Here is an 18,791-nt window from a genome sequence, read left to right as displayed (position 1 = left end):
AGTCGTCCTCGTAGTGGGCTACTCGGACGATTCGACAACGCAGCGAGGTGCCGTGCCAGGCGCCGCTGGGCAGGCGGGACTTTGACGACACGGCCTAGGGGCGCGATGCGCGACGGCGGCCGCCCCGGGGGGCGCCCCCGTCCGCGGCCTCCCGCCCGGGATCCGCATCCGCCTGCCGGGCCCGGGCGGCCGCCGCCACCCTGACCAGCCGCGCCTCGCAGTGGTCGAGCCAGCGCGCCTCGGCCTCGGTCTGGAAGATGAGCTGCTCCAGGACGAGCGCCCAGGCCACTTCCTCCGGCCGGTCCGACGGCGGCTCCGGGGTCCGGGCCTTGAGCCGGGTGTAGTCCTGCATCGCCCGCAGGGTGTGGCGCCGCTGCAGCTGGATGACGTCCCGGACGTCGACCCCCGGCGCGCTCACCGCCATGGCGAGCTTGATCGCGAGTTCGTCGCGGGGCGGGTTGCTGCGGTCGACGGGGCTGCGGTACCAGGAGCCGAGCTCCGCGTGACCCGCCTCGGTGATGCGGTAGAGCGCGTGGCCCGAGCCGTCCTCACCGTCCTGCGCGACCAGCCCGTCGCGCTCCAGCCGGTTCAAGGTCGTGTAGACCTGGCCGACGTTGAGGGACCAGGTCGCACCGGTGCGGCTCTCGAACTCGGCGCGCAGCCGGGCCCCGTAGCGAGGCCCGTGCTCCAGCAGGGCGAGCAGCCCGTGACGGATCGACATACCGAGTATATATACCAAGTATGTCGACCCCGCCAACGTCCGTCACGAGGGCGTGCCCTGCGAGGGTGTCCGCCTCCGCGAAACACAGGGCGCGCGAAGACACCTGCGTCGACGCAGGCGTATTCGCTGGCGAAGGCAGCGCATCATCGGGTAAGCAAGGAGCGGCGACCCGGAATCGAGGGTCCGCCGGCGCGCCCTGGGTGCGCCGCAGCAGCAGCATGCGAAGGACGAACACCGTGGCATCTGGCGTCGTGAAGTGGTTCAACGCGGAGAAGGGCTTCGGCTTCATCGAGCAGGACGGGGGAGGGCCGGACGTGTTCGCCCACTACTCGAACATCGCCGGCAACGGCTACCGCGAGCTCACCGAGGGTGAGCACGTCACCTTCGACGTGACGCAGGGACAGAAGGGCCCGCAGGCGGAGAACATCGTCCGCGGCTGACGGGCACCTGCCCCGCGCACTGAGTCACCCCGCCTGCGGTGGTGCTGACGTCAGGCGCGACGGCCCGGCCGACCGGAACTCGGTCTGCCGGGCCGTGTCCGCCGGACCGTGTCCGCCGGGCATGTCAGCCGGGCGTGTCCGCCGGCCGGGAACGACTCAGGACACGCTCTTGTAGGCCTTCCAGCCCGTCGCGATCTTCACACGGGCGGCGAAGGTGCCCTTGCCGTAACCGGTCTGCCGGTAGAGGACGCCATCGGTGTCCCGGGCCACCAGGTCGGCCTTGCCGTCGCCCGTGATGTCACCGACGCCGACGACCGCGTTGTACGTGGTGCCCCAGTCCTTCGCGACCAGGACCCGGGCCTTGAACGCGCCCTTGCCGTCGCCCTCGTAGCGCCACAGCTCGTTGGACTTGTCCTGGGCCAGCAGATCGCCGAACCCGTCCCCGTTCAGATCGCCCGCGCCGATGAGCCTCTTGTACTCGTCCCACGACGCCCGGATCCGCTTGCCCGCCGCCAGTTTCCCACCGCTCGTCGCGGCGAACAGGTAGATGTCGCCGTTGGAGGACTTGCGCGCGATCAGATCGGCACGGCCGTCGCCCGTCACGTCCCCCGGCGAGGTCAGCACGTTGTACTGCTGGAAGCCTGTGCCCAGGGAGGTGTACGGCGTCGACGTCGTGACCGCCTTGCCGCAGCCCGGCTTGTACGCCCGCAGGGTGCCGCTGCCGAAGCGCACGATCACGTCGTTGCACCGGTCACCGTTCACGTCGCCGTAGGGGACCGCGGTGATGGTGGCGGGCCACCCGGCGCCCGAGAGCGTGCCCGAGAACTTCCCGGTGCCGTTGCCCTTCTGGAAGGCGAGGGTGCCGGAGGAGGTGAGCGTCAGCAGCTCGCCGAAGCCGTCACCGCCCGCGAAGTCCCGTCGTACGGCCGCTCCACCGCTCAGCTTCACGCTTCCGGAGGTCGTCAGTGCCGCGCCGGCGCCGTCGGCGGGGACGGCACTGAGCGTCCAGGTGTAGGCGCCGTTGGGCAGCAGGGCACCCTTGGCGTCCCGGCCGTCCCAGACGGCACTGATCGTGGCTCGGGCCGCGCCCCCGCTCACCGTCCGCACGACCGCACCGGTCGCCTTGCGCTTGAGCACCAGCTGCCACGACGCGGCGGGCTTGGACAGCCACCACTTCCCGCGCCAGCCCACGGGGGTGGAGTCGGTGTCGACGGTCGTGCCGACCTGCGCGTCCGGCACGCTCAACGCGGACGCGGGTACGGCGACGTCGAGCACGTGGACGTTCTGGGCGGTGTCGGTGTAGGCGACGTAGCCGGTGTACGGGTCCACCGACCAGGAGACGGAGTTGCCCGCGAGCATCCGCTTCACCACGGTGCCGCTGTGGACGTCGTACAGGGTCAGGACACCGTCGCTCTCACGCGAGACGACGAAGCCGTCGCCGAGTCGTTGGACGCCCGTGGAGGGCAGCGCGACCTGCTTCTTGGTCACCGTGTTGTAGACGCCGCCCTTGACCGTGTCCCCGCTCCGGCACGCCCAGCGCACCCAGCGGCCCACCGCCGCCAGGGCCGCGGTGTCGGAGCATCCCGTCAGCGGGAAGCTGGTGATCCGTGCGCCGGTACGGAGGTCCTGGGCGGCCACACCCGTCGTCCCCGTCGGCGTCCACAGGGTGCGCCCCCACAGGGCCCAGCGCGACCCCTCCGGGAGCTTGCGCAGCACGCTGCCGGTGTCCAGGTCGGTGAAGTTGTAGTTGTCCTTGCCGTGCCGGTACCAGACGACCGCCGTCCGGCCGGAAGCGGCACTGAGTGCGACGTCCTCGGGGCCGGAGAAGCCGGTGTCGCGCTCGGTCACCGCGCTCGCCGGGCCGTCGCCCGTGGCGTAGAGGCTCTGCTCGTCGGCCTCGCCGACGTTCGCGAAGCCGGTGTAGACGACGCGCCCGTCGCCGGTGGCCTTGATCAGCGGGCACCCGGTGGTGCAGTTGCTGTGCCGGCGCGCGACGGGGGCCACCTGCCGCCGCTCGCCGTACGTCACCTGGGCGGTGCCGCCGAGGTCACGGCCGTAGAAGGCCGTCAGGCCGTTGCCGTTCTCCAGCGTGACGAGCCGTCCGTTGGACACCGCCACCTGCTCGACGGCCATGGGCACGGGAGGCAGGTCGGTGATGCGCGTGGCCTTCGGACGCCCGTCGGCGTCGGCGGTGATCCTCCCGATCCCGTAGTCGGTGGCCGACTCGCCTCCCGCGAAGACCAGGCTCCCGTCCGGGGCCGGGACCGCCGTCGCGGACGCACGGGTGACCAGCGTGCGCTCCGCAGAGCCGTCGAAGGGCACGGCGGACAACCGCCACACGGCCGTGTTCGAGTCCGCCACGCCGTACTCCGGCACATGGCGCGCCACGACGAGGGCGTCCCCCACCGCGCCCAGGACCTTGGCGTCGTCGGACAGCGCGACGGTGTGCGCGGGAGCGTCCCAACTGCCGCGCGCGTAGGCCGCCACCGTGCCCGGCGCCCGGCTCAGGACGTACCGCGAATCGACCACCGAGGCCGAGTCGGCGACGCCTGCGGGAAGGAGGACGGCCTTGCCTGTGGCCACGTCGACCCAGGCGTAGGAGCCGGTGGAGGTGCCGGGGAGGGAGACGAACAGCAGGAATCCGTCGCTGGACCCGTGCGGGAAGTGAGGGAAGACCGCGCCTTCCGGAAGCCCGGTGACCGGGACGTCCACCGTGGTGCCGTGGTCGTCGTGCAGGAGGTGCAGTCCGGTGTGCTCCCCGTTGGTGTTCTGGCCGCTGATCACGGTCCGTCCGTACGTCTGCATGTAGTACTGCTCGCCGGGCACGGTGACGGTGTCCACGGTGCCGTCCGTCATGTCCCGCAGGACGACGTGGTGCTGGTACTCCAGGGCGACGACGTCCGAGGTGCCGGAGGTGCCGAACGAGGCCGGGCCGTGTCGTCCCGGGTCGTCCATCTGCACCCGGGTACCGTCGTTGCGGGTCCACCACAGGGCTCCGCGCGCCGAGACGGAGCGGTACTCGAGGAACCCGGAGACACCTGCGCTCTGCAGCGAGGCCCGCTGCGGCGTCGAACGGGGCTCGGCCGGGATGACCGTCTCCTGCGACGTCGCGGCCCGGGCCGGCGTCGGCGGCGGACCGTAGCCCACGGCAACCGCGCACGCCAGGGCGGCGGTCACGGCGGCGATACGGACGAGGGCACATCTGGCCACCCGTTCCTCCTGGAAGTCACGAAGAAAGCGGAGCGGCACAGCGGCAGCCGTGCGCGGCGCTCCCGCGCCGCGCGATTCCCCAAGCCCCCCGGCTTGTACCCCCCACGCAATTGTCGAGGACCGTAACAGCCGCCCCAGCGGCCCCGGAAGCGGCGGCAGCACCCGAACGGGCCCGGCGGATGATGTTCACCCACCGGGCTCTTTCCGTTCCATCGGCGTCAGCCCTTCCGCCCCCGGCACGGCTCGCCGGGCGGGAACCCCACGACCCGAGGCCCGAACGCCGAGATCCCCGACCCGACGGTGACCGCCGGACCGGGATCTCATGTGTTGTGGACCTGGGGGGATTCTCTCTGCGCACCGGGATTCCCCCTGACTCCCCGCCCGTTCCGGCGCAAGAGTGGCACGGCCTCCGCGCTGGTGACCCGCTCGATGCGGAATCCCCGCTATTCGACTTCCGGCGGCACAGGAGTGGCCTGGTGGTAGTACATCCGCCACTCCGCTCCGCTGCTCCGCTGACGCCAGAGTGAGCTGCGACGCGCCCGCCGGCCGTTGATCGTCGTCTCGTACGTGAGGTGCACCAGTCCGGGAGCCAGGACGACTCCCGTGACGTCCGTGGGCTCGTAACGGGGACCGTCTTCGGAGCTGCCTTCCATGTCCGACAGCTCGGCCAGCATGTGCGCATAAGTCCATCGCCGGCCCGAGGAGCCGACCTCGACGAACTCAGGGTCGAGCAGTTGCCCGGTCAGGGACCGTGACGCCCGCACGCCTGGATCCATGAGACGCAGCTCGCCCGCTATCGCCTCGTTTATCGCCTCGTTCACCTCGTCCGGTTCATGGCTCACGCGCGCATCTTTGCTCAGGTAGGCAAGTGCCGCGCAACTGGTGTGCCGACTGAGCGTGGTCGAGGCGACGGTGGCTGCTGCACTTCGCTGCTGTACGGCATGACAAAGCCCCTGCCGGATCTCTCCGACAGGGGCCTCGAGCTGCTGTGGACCTGAGGGGATTCGAACCCCTGACCCCCTCGATGCGAACGAGGTGCGCTACCGGACTGCGCCACAGGCCCTTGCAACGAGGAAAACTCTAGCATCCCGGCGGGGGTGCTCCGCGCCCCCGGCGCCGGGAGGTCATTCGTTGGCGGCGCGGGGGCGGTCGCGGTCGGCGTGCTGGTCGAACAGGGGGGTGCGGGAGCGGTCGCGGGAGCGGCGCGGGGTGACCGGGGCGGTGGAGAAGCTCGGCCGCGGGGCCGGGACTTCCCAGGTGTCCTCGGTGGGGACGCGCTGCTGGTCGACCCACTCGGCGTGGTCGGTCTGCTCCACGAGGGCGCGCCGGTCGGCCGTCGCGGGCTCCTCTACGGGCGGTGCGGGCTCGACCACGTCGTGCGCTTCGAGGGGGGCGGGCTCGCGGGTCGTACGGGCCTCACGCAGCCGTTTGGCGGCGTCGGCGGCGCGGCGCTGGTCGAGCTTGACCACGAAGCGGCGGCGTTCCTGGGCGCGCAGGTAGGCGATGTAGAACGTGAGGAGCACGGCGGGCGCGGCCGGGGCCCAGAGGAAGGAGACGCCGCCGACGGCGGCGACGATCATGCCCGCGGTGAAGCCCAGGAAGAGCAGCGTGATGGTGCGGCGGCGGGCGGCGAGCACCTTGGCCCGCGGATTGGGCTTCTTCGACTTCCCGGGCTTCGCCTGGCCGCCCTGCTTCGCCTGCTTCGCCTGCTTCCCCGACGCGCCCGCCTGACCGCCCTGCCGGGACTTCGGCTTCACTTCCGTCGCGGGCACGGCAAGGGCCCGGACGTCGACCGCGGGCTCCGCCTCGGCCTCCGACTCCGGGTCCTCCGTCTTGGCGTACCTGCGCTCCAGTGCCGCACGTCCGGACAACAGCCGGATGGCGGTGCTGAAGCGTTCCGTCGGGCGCGCTTCGTTGAGCTCGTCCTGCCTACGGAGCCACATCGGCACCAAGTAGGCAGCCCAGGCCCCGACGATGACTGCGTAGATGAGGCCGCTGCTGCTCACGCATCACACGGTAGGGGGGTTCGCGACAGGGCATACGCAATTTGGCGCGGTGTGTCGCACGATCTGGCTGATACTCCGAAATTTTTTTCTGATTGCGTTCAAGTCGGAGTCGGATCCGCGGCTATTTTCGAACAGATATTTTATTTGTGAGCCGTGCCAGGTCGGGCCTGGTGCCAGCGGTGGAGCATTCCCTCCGGCACCTCCTCCGCCGTCAACGCGAAGACCAGATGGTCACGCCAGGCTCCGTCGATATGGAGATAGCGGGGGCGCAGCCCTTCCTCGCGGAAGCCGAGTTTCTCCACCACCCGCCGGCTCGGCATGTTCTCCGGCCGGATGCAGACCTCGATGCGGTGCAGTCCCACCGCGCGGAAGCAGTGGTCGACGGCGAGCGCGACCGCGGTGGGCATGACCCCGCGGCCGGCCACGGCCTCGTCGACCCAGTAGCCGACGTGGGCGCTGCACATGGAGCCCCAGGTGATGCCGGCGACGGTGAGCTGTCCGGCGAGCCGGCCCTGGTACTCGATGACAAACGGCATCATGCGGCCCGCGGCGGCCTCGTGGCGCAGATGGCGGACCATCTGCCGGTAGGTGGGCCGCTGGGTGAGGTGGCCGGGGGGCGCCGGGGGCACGGTGGCCTCCCATGGGCGCAGCCATTCGCGGTTGCGCCGGTTCACCTCGCGCCAGGCCCGCTGGTCGCGCATCCTTATCGGGCGGAGGAGGACGTCCCCGTCCGCCAGCTCGGCCGGCCAGGACCCGTTCAGCTCGGTCTCCCAGACGTAGGGTGGTCGCCGCCGTGGATCTGCTCGACGGCATGGACGAGGATCGGGGCCAGCACAGCCAGGCCGTCCTTGACGCCGCCGGTCGACCCGGGGAGGTTCACCACCAGGGTGCGCCCGGCGACACCGCAGACGCCACGGGACAGGGCGGCGGTGGGCACCTTCTCGCGGCCCGCGGCCCGGATGGCCTCGGCGACGCCGGGGACCTCGTAGTCCAGGACCGCGCGGGTGACCTCCGGGGTGCGGTCGGTGGGCGAGATGCCGGTGCCGCCGGTGGTGACGACGACGTCGTACCCCCCGGCCACGGCTTCCCGCAGCGCGCTGCCGACCGGCTCGCCGTCCGGGACGACGCGCGGGCCGTCGACCGTGAAGCCCATGTCCCGCAGCCCGGCGACGATCAGCGGGCCGCCCCGGTCCTCGTAGACCCCGGCGGCCGCGCGGTTGGACGCGGTGATCGCGAGCGCCCTCATCGGCTGCGGCTCCAGTCCCCGGACTTGCCGCCGGTCTTCTCCTCGACCCGTACGTCCGTGATGACCGCGGCCTTGTCGACGGCCTTGACCATGTCGACGACCGTGAGCGCGGCGACGCTCACCGCCGTGAGGGCCTCCATCTCGACGCCGGTGCGGTCGGTCGTCCGCACGGTGGCCGTGATGTCCACGGAGGAGTCGCCCACGACCAGGTCGACCTTCACCCCGGAGACCGCCAGCGGGTGGCAGAGCGGGATGAGGTCGGGGGTGCGCTTGGCGCCCATGATCCCGGCGATGCGCGCGGTGGCGAGGGCGTCGCCCTTGGGCACACCCTCGCCGCGCAGCAGCTCGATGACGCGGGGCGACACCAGGACCCGGCCGGTGGCGCGGGCGGTACGGGCGGTGACGTCCTTCTCCGAGACGTCGACCATGCGGGCCGCCCCCGCCTCGTCGATGTGCGTCAGATGCTGCTGTTCTGTCATCGGTACGGCACTCCCACTGCTCGCCGCGTGCTCGCGTGGGCAGTAACGGTACCCGCTCAGTCGAGCAGCACGACCTCGACCTCCGAGCCCGCCGCGACCTCCGTCGTGTCCTCGGGCACCACGATCAGCGCATTCGCGTGGGCGAGCGCCTTGACCAGGTGCGATCCGGCGCCGCCCACGGGGGTGACTCGGCCGGTGGAGGGGTGGTAGCGGCCGCGCAGGAACTGCCGCCTGCCCTTGGGCGAGGAGGTCAGTCCGCCCTCGCAGACGGCCTGCACGGTCGTCCGGAAGACCGGCTCCACGCCCATGAGGGTGCGGATCGCGGGCCGGACGAACAGCTCGAAGGAGACGTAGGCGCTGACCGGGTTGCCGGGCAGGGCGAGCAGCGGGGTGCGCTCGGGCTCCGGCGGCGCGGCGTCCACGTCCTCACCACCGCCCTCCGCCTCGCTGCGCGCGCCGACGTCGATGAAGCCGAAGCCCTGCGGCTTGCCGGGCTGCATCGCCAGCTTGCGGAACTCGATCTCCTCGCCGAGGGCCTCCTTCACCACGTCGTACGCGCCGACGCTGACGCCTCCGCTGGTGACCACGAGGTCCGCCCGGATCAGCTGGTCCTCGACGGTGGCCCGGAAGGTCTCGGCGTCGTCCGCGACCGCGCCCACCCGGTAGGACTGGGCGCCGGCCTCGCGGGCGGCGGCCGTGAGCATGTAGCTGTTGGAGTCGTGGATACGGCCCGGGCCCAGCTCCTCGCCCGGCGGGACCAGCTCGCTGCCGGTGGAGACCACGACCACCCGCGGCCGGGGCCGCACCCGTACGGCGGCCCGCCCGACGGCGGCGAGCAGGGCGATCTGCGGCGGGCCCAGCACCGTGCCGGCGCTGAGCGCCAGCTCACCCGCGGCGACGTCGCTGCCCCGGGCGCGGACGTGGTCGCCCGGCCCCACGGGCCGGTAGACCCTGACCTCGCCGCCCACGGCGTCGGGGCTCCGGCTCGCGGCCGGCATGCCGAGTACCGGAGCACCGCCGGTGCCGCCGTCGGTCCACTCGACGGGGACGACGGCCTCGGCACCGGGGGGCAGCGGGGCGCCGGTCATGATCCGGGCGGTCTGCCCGGGCCCCACGGTGGGCAGTTCGCCGCTGCCGGCCGCCACGTCACCGATGACGGTGAGCACGGCCGGATGTGATGCGTCGGCGCCCTGGGTGTCGGTGGTGCGGACCGCGTAGCCGTCCATCGAGCTGTTCGCGAAGGGCGGCAACGCGACCGGCACCATCACGTCCTCGACGAGGACGCACCCCTGCGCGTCGAGGAGTTGCAGCTCGATGGGTTCCAGCGGCTTCAGCTGCCGCAGGATGTTGTCGAGGTGCTCCGAGACGGACCAGACGCGGTCGGCCGTGCCACTGCTCAAGCTTGCATCTCCTCGCTGACATACGTGCGCAGCCAGGACCGGAAGTCCGGGCCCAGGTCATCACGTTCGCATGCCAGTCGGACAATCGCACGCAGGTAGTCGCCACGGTCTCCGGTGTCGTAGCGCCGGCCGGTGAAGATGACACCGTGCACGGGGCCGTCCGGGCCGTCCTGCTGGGCCAGTTCGCGCAGCGCGTCGGTCAGCTGGATCTCACCGCCGCGGCCCGGCTGGGTCTTGCCGAGCACCGCGAAGACCGCCGGGTCCAGCACGTAGCGCCCGATGACGGCGTAGGCGGAGGGGGCCTCGCCCGCCGCGGGCTTCTCGACAAGGTCGGTCACGCGGACCACGTCGTCGGCGGCGGTGGGGACCACGGCGGCGGAGCCGTAGAGGTGGATCTGGCTCGGGTCGACCTCCATCAGCGCGACGACGCTGCCGCCGTACTGCTCCTGCACCTCGATCATGCGGCCGAGCAGCGGGTCCCGGGGGTCGATCAGGTCGTCGCCGAGCAGCACCGCGAAGGGCTGGTCGCCGACGTGCGGCTCGGCGCAGAGCACGGCGTGGCCGAGGCCGCGCGGGTCGCCCTGGCGGACGTAGTGCATGGTGGCGAGGTCGCTGGACTCCTGGACCCTCGCCAGGCGGGCCTCGTCGCCCTTGGCGGTCAGCGCCGACTCGAGCTCGTAGTTGCGGTCGAAGTGGTCCTCGAGCGGACGCTTGTTCCGGCCTGTGATCATGAGGACGTCGGAGAGGTTCGCGGCGACGGCCTCCTCCACGACGTACTGGATGGCGGGCTTGTCGACCACCGGCAGCATTTCCTTGGGAGTCGCCTTCGTGGCGGGCAGGAACCGGGTGCCGAGGCCGGCGGCAGGGATCACAGCCTTGCTGATCCGGGTACGTGCGTGCGTCATGGGACAACGATAACCGCTGTATATGAGGTGAAGATGAAGTTGCGGTTGCTTGATGGGGATAGGCGGCGGTTGCGCGTCAAATGAGTGACAAAAACGTTAACAAGAGGGAGTTGCGGGAGCACCTCCTCCAGGTGAGGCGCGGGTTGACGGCTCATGACCGCACGGTGGCCGAGCGGTCGATCGCGCAACACGCCCTGGATCTGCCGGAATTGTCCGGCGTCCGGACGGTGGCGGCCTATGTGTCGATGGGCGGCGAGCCCGGCACCCGCACACTGCTCGACGTGCTGCGCGAGCGCGGGGAGCGGGTGCTGCTGCCGGTCCTGCTGCCGGACAACGACCTGGACTGGGCCCCGTACGAGGGCTCCGGCGGCCTGGTGCGGACCGCCCGCGGACTGTACGAGCCCACCGGCCCCCGGCTCGGCCCGGCCGCGGTGACCGGGGCGGACGCGGTCCTGCTCCCGGGACTGGCCGTCGACGGCCGGGGGCTGCGGCTGGGCCGCGGCGGGGGCTCGTACGACCGGGTCCTCGCCCGGCTGGACGCGGCGGGGGTGACGCCCGCCCTGGTGGTGCTGCTGTACGCGCACGAGGTGCTGGACCGGGTGCCCGACGAGCCGCACGACCGGCCGGTCGACGCGGTGGTCACCCCGGAGGGCGTACGGCGCTTCGGGAACGGCTGAGGGGGGCGGGCCCGAGACGGCCCGCCCCCCTCCCGTGCTTGTCGTCGCACGCCGCCCGTGCGGGCTACGGGTTCAGCGTCAGCGTGTCCTCCGTGGCCCCGTCGACCGGCTGCTTGGTGAAGACCCACGGCAGCAGCTCGCCCTTGGCCCACTTGGTGGTCTGGTCGGTGTAGTGCGAGCTGTAGGCGTGGCCCGAGGCTCCGGTCAGGTTGATCCACCGGGACTTGTCGAAGTCGTCGAGCGAGACCACCATCCGCATCGACGGCACCCAGACGACCTCGTAGCCGCCGGCCGCGTTCCAGCCGGTCGCGTTGACCGCGGCCTCACCGCCGCCGAGCTGCCACGGGCCGCGGTTGAGCAGCCACCGGACGACCGCGGGGCCGCCGGTGCCCAGGGTCTGGTTGCGCAGGTCCAGCGTGTGGAGGCGGCCCCAGCTCCAGGTGTCGATGTTCTTGCCGAGCTTCGCGGTCAGCTCGTAGCGGGCGTCCTTCATGGCCTGGGCGAGCAGCTCGTCGCGGGTGGTGCGGGTCCGGCCGCTGTCCTTGTCGTAGAAGGCCGTGGGGGAGGTCGTCCACCACGGGTTGTCCTCGTCGTCCAGGATCGAGCGCACGACCTCGAACCAGCGGTCGCCGCCGTCCGGCTGCGCCTGGTCCGCGGCGCGCCGGCCGCACTCGCGCACCAGCTTGGACGCGCCGTCGAGGTCGTCGACCGGGCCGGACCGGTCGGCGGCCGGGACGGTCAGGCACTGGCCCTCGGGGCGCAGCTCCTTGGGCAGCTTGTTGCCGAAGGCCAGCTTGAGGACGTTGCGCCAGACGGCGTTGAAGTAGGCCGCGGGGGCGGAGTCGGAGTCCTGGTTGTAGTCCCAGCCCTCCAGCAGCTTCTGGGCGTTGCGGACGTAGTCGTCCTTGTCGTCCTTGATGTCGATCTTCAGCAGGTACGGCACCAGGAGCTTGGCGATCTCGCTGCTGTTGTCGCCCTGCATCTCCTGCATGTCGTCCATGGAGACCAGGCCGCCGTCCTTGATCTTGGACTGGACCAGGTCGTTGATCCGCTGGCTGCGGGTGCCGTAGCCCCAGTCCTTGGTGAGCAGGTAGGGGTACTCGTCCTGGTCGACCACGGCCTGGTTGGCGGTGACGATGTAGCCGCGCTTTGGGTCGTGCTCGTACGGCATCGCGGAGAAGGGGATCCACTTCTTCCACTGGTACCGCGGGTCCCAGCCGGGGGCCGGGTAGGTGCCGTCGTAGCCGCTGGCGCGGACCGGGATCCGGCCGGGGGCCTGGTAGCCGATGTGGCCCTTGGCGCCCTCGTTGTCCGCGTAGATCAGGTTCTGGGACGGGACGGCGAAGTCGCGGGCGGCGGCCCGGAACTGTTCCCAGTCGGTCGCCGTGTCGAGCTTGAAGACCGCGTCCATGGTGTTGGACGGGTCCAGCGCCGTCCAGCGCAGGGAGACCGCGTAGCCCTCGCCGCGGTCGGGCGCGGAATTCGGCACCGGGGCGCGGTTGCCGACGGTGCGCAGCTCGGCGCTGCGGTCGGAGATCACCGGACCGTTCCTGGTGCTGCGCACCGTGATCGTGCGGTCGTCACCGCCGGCGACCTTGATGGTCTCCTTGCGGGTCTTGAAGGACTGCTGCTTGCCGTCGTAGAGGTACGTGTCGGCGGTGACCTTCTCCAGGTAGAGGTCGGTCACGTCGGCACCGAGGTTGGTCATGCCCCAGGCGATCGACTGGTTGTGGCCGATGATCACACCGGGCATGCCGGAGAACGTGTAGCCGGCCACGTCGAAGGGGCAGGCCTCGCCGACGGTGTTGCAGTGCAGGCCCATCTGGTACCAGAGCGAGGGCATCTGCGGGGCCAGGTGCGGATCGTTGGCCAGCAGCGGTTTGCCGGTGGTGGTGTGCTCGCCGGAGACCACCCAGGAGTTGGAGCCGATGCCGTTGCCGTTGGGGCCCAGCAGCGCGGGGATCTGGTCGAGGGTGTCGGAGAGCGAGGCCAGCTGGGACTGGACGTTCTGCGTCGCGTCGGAGGTGGAGGCGGCGTCGGTGCCGGTACCGGTACCGGTCCCCGTGCCATCGCCCGTGCCGTCGCCGGAACCCGTGCCCGTGCCGGTTTCCGTACCGGTTCCCGAGTTCGTGCCCGATTCCGAGGTGGTTCCCGGCGGTTCGTACTCGTCCGTGAGGTCGTTGACCTTCCCGCCCTCGACGATCGGGTGGTTCCGGTCGTACGGGTAGTCGGGGTAGAGCTGTTCGATCTGCTTGCGGCTCAGCCGGCTCGACAGCAGCGAGCGGTCGATCTCGTCCTGCATGTTGCCGCGCAGGTCCCAGGCCATCGCCTTGAGCCAGGCGACCGAGTCGACCGGGGTCCACTTCTGCGGCACGTAGTCGTTGCTGAACTTCAGCGCCGCGTACTCGACCGACAGGTCGGCGCCGGAGTGGCCGTCCAAGTAGGCGTTGACCCCGTCGGAGTAGGCCTGGAGGTATGTCTTCGTGGTGGCCGACAGCTTCTTGTCGTACTCCCGCTGCGCGACCCGGCGCCAGCCGAGCGTGCGCAGGAAGGCGTCGGTCTCGACCTGGCCGCTGCCGAACATCTCCGACAGCCGGCCGGCGGTCAGGTGCCGGCGCACGTCCATCTCGTAGAAGCGGTCCTGGGCCTGGACGTAGCCCTGGGCGCGGAACAGGTCCTCGGCGGTGTCGGCGTAGATCTGCGGGATGCCGTTGCCGTCCCGCTTCACTTGGACGGCGCCGGTCAGGCCCTTGAGCTGCAGGGTTCCGGTGGTCTGCGGGAGGGAGGCGCGGACGGTCGCGACACTCCAGTACGACCCGTAGACGATGCCCGCCACGAGCACGAGCACGACCCCGATCACGATGAGGCGCGTGCGGCGGGACTTCTTCTTGGCGGGCATCGATGTCCTTCGAACGGCAGGGTGGACCGATTGCTAGGGGCCACCTTAGGCGTACCGGCCCGTAGGTCCCCAGGCGGTGTCCTTACCTGTGGACGGAGATCGCCACAACGCCAAGCACAGGTAAAATATTAGGTAAGGCAATGAACTTCGTTGGAAGGACCGGCTCCTGACTGTCGACCGCCTCAATGAACTCCTGCTGGTGTGCGCCCTCGTGCTGCTCATAGCGGTGGTTGCCGTGCGCCTCTCCTCGCGCAGCGGCCTGCCCAGCCTGCTCCTCTATCTGGGCATTGGGGTCGCAATAGGACAGGACGGACTGGGAGTCGCCTTCGACAACGCCGAATTGACACAAGTGTTGGGATATGCCGCACTTGTGGTGATTCTGGCCGAGGGTGGCCTCGGCACCCAGTGGCGGGAGATCAAACCGGCGGTCCCGGCGGCGGCGGTCCTGGCGACCTTCGGCATCGCGGTCAGCGTCGGCATCACGGCCTCGGCGGGGCACTACCTCGTCGGATTGGACTGGCGGCATGCGCTCCTGATCGGCGCGGTCGTCTCGTCCACCGACGCGGCGGCCGTCTTCTCGGTGCTGCGCAGGGTGCCGCTGCCGAGCCGGGTGACCGGTGTGCTCGAGGCGGAGTCCGGCTTCAACGACGCCCCGGTGGTCATCTTGGTGGTCGCCTTCTCCGAGCACTGGCCGGTGCACAACTGGGGGCTGCTGCTGGGCGAGATCGCCCTGGAACTGGCGATCGGCGCCGCGGTCGGCCTGGCCGTCGGCATGCTCGGCGCGTTCGCGATGCGCCACGTCGCGCTGCCCGCCTCCGGCCTCTACCCGATCGCAGTCCTGGCGATCGCCGTCCTCGCCTACGCGGGCGGGGCGCTCGCGCACGGCTCGGGCTTCCTCGCCGTGTACGTCGCCTCCGTCGTGCTGGGCAACGCCAAGCTCCCGCACCGCCCGGCCACCCGGGGCTTCGCGGAGGGGCTGGCCTGGCTGGCGCAGATCGGCCTGTTCGTGCTGCTGGGCCTGCTGGTGACCCCGCACGAACTCGGCGACGACATCGTGCCGGCGCTGGTGGTCGGCCTGGTCCTGACGGTGGTGGCGCGGCCGGTGTCGGTGACGGCAAGCCTGCTGCCGTTCCGCACGCCCTTCCGCGACCAGGTGCTGCTGTCCTGGGCCGGGCTGCGCGGGGCGGTGCCCATCGTCCTGGCGACGATCCCGATGGTGGCGGGCGTCCGGCAGAGCGAGCGCATCTTCAACATCGTCTTCGTCCTGGTGATCGTCTACACCCTCGTGCAGGGTCCGACCCTGCCGTGGGTCGCCCGCCGGCTCCGGCTCGGGGACCCGGGGGCCGCGGAGGACCTGGGGATCGAGTCGGCGCCCCTGGAGCGGCTGCGCGGACACCTGCTGTCGGTACGGATCCCGGAGCACTCGCGCATGCACGGCGTGGAGGTCGGCGAACTGCGCCTGCCCCCGGGCGCGGCGGTCACCCTGGTCGTCCGCGAGGACAGGAGCTTCGTCCCGCTGCCGACGACGGTGCTGCGGCACGGTGACGAACTTCTCGTCGTCGCTACCGACCCGGTGCGGGACAAGGCGGAAGCCCGGCTGCGGGCGGTGGGACGCGGCGGCAAGCTGGCCGGATGGCTGGAATCGGGCGGTGGGGCCGGCCGTTAACATGGCTGACGACAGTCACCACCAACTCTGCCTGACGCAGAGCTGGCGCGACCGCCCGGCGGCCGGAGAGACCCGGTATCTACCTCGGTCATGCGCGAGAGGACAGCTCTCGGCGCACAGGAACGCGACCAAGGCGTCCAGGGTGCGCTACCAGGCGGCGGAAAGGCCCGGCCGTGGCATCCACGGTCACGCGTACGTCCCGTTCGTCCCGATCCTCCCGTCCTTCGGGTTCCTCCCGTCCTTCGGGTTCCTCCCATCCGTCGGGTTCCCCCCGTCCTTCCCGTACCGCGGCGCGCCCGGGATACGGGCAGCTGCTGCGCACGCCGGGTGCGTGGGCCTTCCTGCTGCCCGGGTTCGCCGCGCGCCAGCCCTTCGCGATGCTCACCATCGGCATCGTGCTGCTGGTGCAGCACACCACCGGCTCCTACGGCACCGCCGGTGCCGTCTCGGCCGTCACCGGCGTCGCCATGGCACTGTTCGCCCCGCTGAGCGGCAAGTTCTCCGACCGCTTCGGCCAGGGCGCCGTGCTGCTGCCCGGGGTGCTCGTCCACGCGGCGTCCGGGACGCTGCTCGCCGTGCTGGCGCTGGCGCACGCGCCGCTGTGGGCGCTGCTGGCGGTGGCGGTGCCCACCGGCGCCTCGGTGCCGCAGGTCGGGCCCATGGTGCGGGCCCGCTGGGCGGCCACGCTGCCGGCCGGGTCGCCTCTGCTGCAGACGGCGGCGGCCTTCGAGTCGGTCACGGACGAGTTCACCTTCGTCATCGGGCCGGTGCTGGCCACGGCGCTGGCCACCGGGGTGCACCCGGCGGCCGGGCTGCTGTCCGAGGCCGTGCTGACGCTGGCCGGCGGACTGCTCTTCGCCGCGCAGCGGCGGACCGCGCCCGCACCGTCCCGGTCCGTCCCCGGGGCCCGGAAGCGGGAGGCCTCGGCACTGACCGTGCCCGGTGTGCGGGTGCTGGCCGTGGCCTTCCTCGGGATCGGCGCCGTCTTCGGCGGCATGCAGGTCTCCATGACGGCCTTCACGCAGGAGATCGGGCGGCCCGGCATCAACGGCCTGCTCTACGGGACGTTCGCGGCCGGCAACATGCTCGCTGGCATCGCGTGCGGCGCCGTCGCCTGGAAGTCCGGACCCAAGCGGCGCATGGTGGTCGGCTACACGGCGCTGACCCTGGCCACCTCGATGCTGTGGGCGGCGCACGCCGTGCCGCTGCTGGGCGGGCTCGGGCTGCTGGTCGGACTCACCATCGCCCCGGCCCTGATCACCGGCTACACCCTGGTCGACGCACTCGTGCCGGCGGGGATCCGTACCGAGGCCTTCACCTGGCTGACCGGCGCGGTGGCGCTGGGCCAGGCGGCGGCCGCCACCGCCGCCGGGCGGCTGGCCGACGGGCTCGGGGCGAGCGCCGGGTTCACCGTGCCGCTGGTGGGCACCGGCCTGGCACTCGTCACGCTGCTCGTGCTGCGTGATCGGCTCGCGCCGAGGCAGCCCGAAGTGGTCGCGGCGCGCGGCGCCGGAACCGGCCACGGCAGTGGCATCGGTCACCGAGAGCCGGTCACGGTGGACTGAGGCCTCGGAATGCTGCACTATTGACCGTCGTTAGCACTCAATGAGTCAGAGTGCCAGGAGGAGCAAGTGCCGACGTACCAGTACCAGTGCACCGCCTGCGGCGAGGGCCTCGAGGCGGTGCAGAAGTTCACCGACGACCCGCTGACCGAGTGCCCGGCTTGCAACGGCCGGCTGCGCAAGGTCTTCTCCGCGGTCGGCGTCGTCTTCAAGGGATCCGGCTTCTACCGGACCGACAGTCGCGGCTCGTCGTCCAGCAGCACGCCGGCCGCCAAGAGCAGCGGCTCGGAGTCGAAGTCCTCTTCGGACTCCAAGAGCAGCGGCTCGGCCGGCTCAACCGGCTCCTCCAGCGGCTCCTCCAGCTCGGCGAGCACCTCGGCCGCCTGAGCGGAGTCCACGGCACCCTCGCCTGGTGAAGGCCCCCGTCGCGGGCGACGGGGGCCTTCGGCGTGCCCACACGACCGGTTTCGTGCTGCAGCGCCGAGGCCTCCGGTCGCAGACTGGAGACATGCTGAGTGGTTGGGTCGTCGACCGGCCCGGACCCATGGTCACGGAGCCACTGGTGCGCGTCGGACGCCCCAAGCCGGTGCCCGGACCGCGTGAACTGCTGCTGCGCGTGGAGGCGTGCGGCGTGTGCCGCACCGACCTGCACCTGGCGGAGGGGGACCTGCCGCCGCACCGCCGGGAGACCGTCCCCGGACACGAGGTGGTGGGGCGGGTCATCGGCACCGGCGAGCAGGCCTGCCGCTTCGCCGAGGGCGACCGGGTGGGCGTCGCCTGGCTCCGCGGCACGTGCGGGAACTGCGCCTACTGCCTGACCGGCCGCGAGAACCTGTGCCCGTACTCGCTCTACACCGGCTGGGACGCCGACGGCGGCTTCGCCGACTTCACCACCGTGCCCGAGGACTACGCCTACGCACTGCCCGAGGACGCCGACGGCCGCGACGCCGTGCACCTGGCGCCCCTGCTGTGCGCGGGCATCATCGGCTACCGCGCCCTGCGCCGCAGCGACCTGCCGGCCGGCGGGCGGCTGGGCATCTACGGCTTCGGCGCGTCCGCGCACATCGCCGCCCAGGTCGCGCTGGCCGAGGGGGCGACCGTGCACGTGCTGACCCGGTCGGAGCCGGCGCGGGAGCTCGCGCTGGAGCTCGGTGCCGCCTCCGCGGGCGCGGCGGCGGACCGGCCACCGGAGCCGTTGGACGCGGCCATCCTCTTCGCCCCGGTCGGCGACCTGGTGCAGCCCGCCCTGGAGGCCCTGGACCGGGGCGGCACGCTGGCGATCGCGGGCATCCACCTCAGCGACATCCCGGCACTGAACTACCAGCGCCATCTGTTCCAGGAACGCAGTCTGCGCAGCGTCACCTCCAACACACGACAGGACGGACAGGAGTTCCTGGCCCTGGCCGCCAGGATCGGGATCCGGGTAACCGCCACCCCCTATCCCCTGGACCACGCGGACCGGGCGCTGTCCGACCTGGCCGCCGACCGCATCAGCGGTGCGGCGGTCCTGGTGCCGGGCTGAGAGGTGGACGGGGCCGTGGGTGGTGCCGTGGGTGGTGCCGAACGGGACGGGTGGGGGG

Annotated in this window: 16 protein-coding genes and 1 tRNA gene; 6 read left to right on the top strand and 11 right to left on the bottom strand. The window is 71.6% G+C overall.

Annotated features, from left to right (window positions below):
• Positions 1–94: 94 nt before the first annotated feature.
• On the bottom strand, positions 95–721 hold the full coding sequence (locus PV350_RS33025) for a PadR family transcriptional regulator (RefSeq protein WP_499512322.1): 627 nt from the start codon (positions 719–721) through the stop codon (positions 95–97).
• A gap of 236 nt (positions 722–957) precedes the next feature.
• Here PV350_RS33025 and PV350_RS33020 point away from each other — a divergent pair, with 236 nt between their 5' ends.
• Complete coding sequence (locus PV350_RS33020; RefSeq protein WP_499512323.1) at positions 958–1,161, top strand: cold-shock protein; 204 nt, start codon at positions 958–960, stop codon at positions 1,159–1,161.
• 156 nt (positions 1,162–1,317) lie between these two features.
• On the opposite strand, the gene PV350_RS33015 is transcribed toward PV350_RS33020, so the two are convergent.
• The 9 genes from PV350_RS33015 to PV350_RS32975 all read right to left on the bottom strand — a co-directional run bounded on the left by PV350_RS33015 (position 1,318) and on the right by PV350_RS32975 (position 10,407).
• Positions 1,318–4,371: an FG-GAP-like repeat-containing protein gene (locus PV350_RS33015; RefSeq protein WP_500337358.1), complete on the bottom strand. Its 3,054-nt coding sequence runs from the start codon at positions 4,369–4,371 to the stop codon at positions 1,318–1,320.
• A 443-nt stretch (positions 4,372–4,814) separates the two neighbouring features.
• Complete coding sequence (locus PV350_RS33010; protein ID WP_499516860.1) at positions 4,815–5,147, bottom strand: nuclear transport factor 2 family protein; 333 nt, start codon at positions 5,145–5,147, stop codon at positions 4,815–4,817.
• Positions 5,148–5,360: 213 nt separating this feature from the next.
• Positions 5,361–5,434, bottom strand: a tRNA-Ala gene (locus PV350_RS33005).
• Positions 5,435–5,495: 61 nt separating this feature from the next.
• Positions 5,496–6,377 carry a divisome protein SepX/GlpR gene (gene sepX, locus PV350_RS33000; protein ID WP_500337357.1) on the bottom strand — a complete coding sequence of 294 codons (882 nt, stop codon included), beginning with the start codon at positions 6,375–6,377 and terminating at the stop codon, positions 5,496–5,498.
• A gap of 140 nt (positions 6,378–6,517) precedes the next feature.
• Positions 6,518–7,138 carry a GNAT family N-acetyltransferase gene (locus PV350_RS32995; RefSeq protein WP_499516861.1) on the bottom strand — a complete coding sequence of 207 codons (621 nt, stop codon included), beginning with the start codon at positions 7,136–7,138 and terminating at the stop codon, positions 6,518–6,520.
• A complete protein-coding gene (locus PV350_RS32990) occupies positions 7,135–7,623 on the bottom strand; it encodes a MogA/MoaB family molybdenum cofactor biosynthesis protein (RefSeq protein ID WP_499512326.1) in 489 nt (162 codons plus the stop codon). Before PV350_RS32990 ends, PV350_RS32995 begins: the two co-directional genes overlap by 4 nt.
• On the bottom strand, positions 7,620–8,102 hold the full coding sequence (gene moaC / locus PV350_RS32985) for a cyclic pyranopterin monophosphate synthase MoaC (RefSeq protein WP_500328923.1): 483 nt from the start codon (positions 8,100–8,102) through the stop codon (positions 7,620–7,622). Before moaC ends, PV350_RS32990 begins: the two co-directional genes overlap by 4 nt.
• Before the next feature lie 56 nt (positions 8,103–8,158).
• The gene (locus tag PV350_RS32980; protein WP_500337356.1) at positions 8,159–9,502 is read right to left on the bottom strand and encodes a molybdopterin molybdotransferase MoeA; all 1,344 of its coding nucleotides are present in this window, start codon (positions 9,500–9,502) and stop codon (positions 8,159–8,161) included.
• A complete protein-coding gene (locus PV350_RS32975) occupies positions 9,499–10,407 on the bottom strand; it encodes a UTP--glucose-1-phosphate uridylyltransferase (protein WP_499512329.1) in 909 nt (302 codons plus the stop codon). The genes PV350_RS32980 and PV350_RS32975 overlap by 4 nt, the downstream gene beginning before the upstream one ends.
• Before the next feature lie 80 nt (positions 10,408–10,487).
• Between PV350_RS32975 and PV350_RS32970 the strand changes: the two genes are divergently transcribed.
• Positions 10,488–11,084 carry a 5-formyltetrahydrofolate cyclo-ligase gene (locus tag PV350_RS32970; RefSeq protein WP_499512330.1) on the top strand — a complete coding sequence of 199 codons (597 nt, stop codon included), beginning with the start codon at positions 10,488–10,490 and terminating at the stop codon, positions 11,082–11,084.
• Between the two features lie 64 nt (positions 11,085–11,148).
• On the opposite strand, the gene PV350_RS32965 is transcribed toward PV350_RS32970, so the two are convergent.
• On the bottom strand, positions 11,149–13,983 hold the full coding sequence (locus tag PV350_RS32965; RefSeq protein WP_500337355.1) for a penicillin acylase family protein: 2,835 nt from the start codon (positions 13,981–13,983) through the stop codon (positions 11,149–11,151).
• Between the two features lie 166 nt (positions 13,984–14,149).
• Here PV350_RS32965 and PV350_RS32960 point away from each other — a divergent pair, with 166 nt between their 5' ends.
• From PV350_RS32960 to PV350_RS32945, 4 genes are all read left to right on the top strand, one after another.
• Positions 14,150–15,649 carry a potassium/proton antiporter gene (locus PV350_RS32960; RefSeq protein ID WP_499516862.1) on the top strand — a complete coding sequence of 500 codons (1,500 nt, stop codon included), beginning with the start codon at positions 14,150–14,152 and terminating at the stop codon, positions 15,647–15,649.
• 377 nt (positions 15,650–16,026) lie between these two features.
• Complete coding sequence (locus PV350_RS32955) at positions 16,027–17,214, top strand: MFS transporter (protein ID WP_500337354.1); 1,188 nt, start codon at positions 16,027–16,029, stop codon at positions 17,212–17,214.
• Positions 17,215–17,280: 66 nt separating this feature from the next.
• A complete protein-coding gene (locus tag PV350_RS32950) occupies positions 17,281–17,598 on the top strand; it encodes an FmdB family zinc ribbon protein (protein ID WP_499512333.1) in 318 nt (105 codons plus the stop codon).
• 121 nt (positions 17,599–17,719) lie between these two features.
• Positions 17,720–18,733 (top strand): zinc-dependent alcohol dehydrogenase family protein, encoded by a 1,014-nt coding sequence (locus PV350_RS32945; protein ID WP_500337353.1) that lies wholly within the window; start codon positions 17,720–17,722, stop codon positions 18,731–18,733.
• The last annotated feature ends 58 nt before the right edge of the window (positions 18,734–18,791 follow it).

Origin of the sequence: Streptomyces sp. PA03-6a (genome assembly GCF_033792765.1) — a bacterium.
Taxonomy (GTDB): domain Bacteria; phylum Actinomycetota; class Actinomycetes; order Streptomycetales; family Streptomycetaceae; genus Actinacidiphila.
The sequence above is the reverse complement of the archived record's forward strand: the minus strand, read 5'-3'. Positions and strand labels throughout refer to the sequence as shown.

Excerpts from the sequence above, each read along its gene's own strand:
- PV350_RS32945 (WP_500337353.1), top strand. The coding sequence starts at position 17,720 with ATGCTGAGTGGTTGGGTCGTCGACCGGCCCGGACCCATGGTCACGGAG.
- PV350_RS32955 (WP_500337354.1), top strand. The coding sequence starts at position 16,027 with ATGCTCACCATCGGCATCGTGCTGCTGGTGCAGCACACCACCGGCTCC.
- PV350_RS33010 (WP_499516860.1), bottom strand. The coding sequence starts at position 5,147 with ATGGATCCAGGCGTGCGGGCGTCACGGTCCCTGACCGGGCAACTGCTC.
- PV350_RS32970 (WP_499512330.1), top strand. The coding sequence starts at position 10,488 with ATGAGTGACAAAAACGTTAACAAGAGGGAGTTGCGGGAGCACCTCCTC.
- PV350_RS32965 (WP_500337355.1), bottom strand. The coding sequence starts at position 13,983 with ATGCCCGCCAAGAAGAAGTCCCGCCGCACGCGCCTCATCGTGATCGGG.
- moaC (WP_500328923.1), bottom strand. The coding sequence starts at position 8,102 with ATGACAGAACAGCAGCATCTGACGCACATCGACGAGGCGGGGGCGGCC.
- PV350_RS32990 (WP_499512326.1), bottom strand. The coding sequence starts at position 7,623 with ATGAGGGCGCTCGCGATCACCGCGTCCAACCGCGCGGCCGCCGGGGTC.
- PV350_RS32975 (WP_499512329.1), bottom strand. The coding sequence starts at position 10,407 with ATGACGCACGCACGTACCCGGATCAGCAAGGCTGTGATCCCTGCCGCC.
- PV350_RS33025 (WP_499512322.1), bottom strand. The coding sequence starts at position 721 with ATGTCGATCCGTCACGGGCTGCTCGCCCTGCTGGAGCACGGGCCTCGC.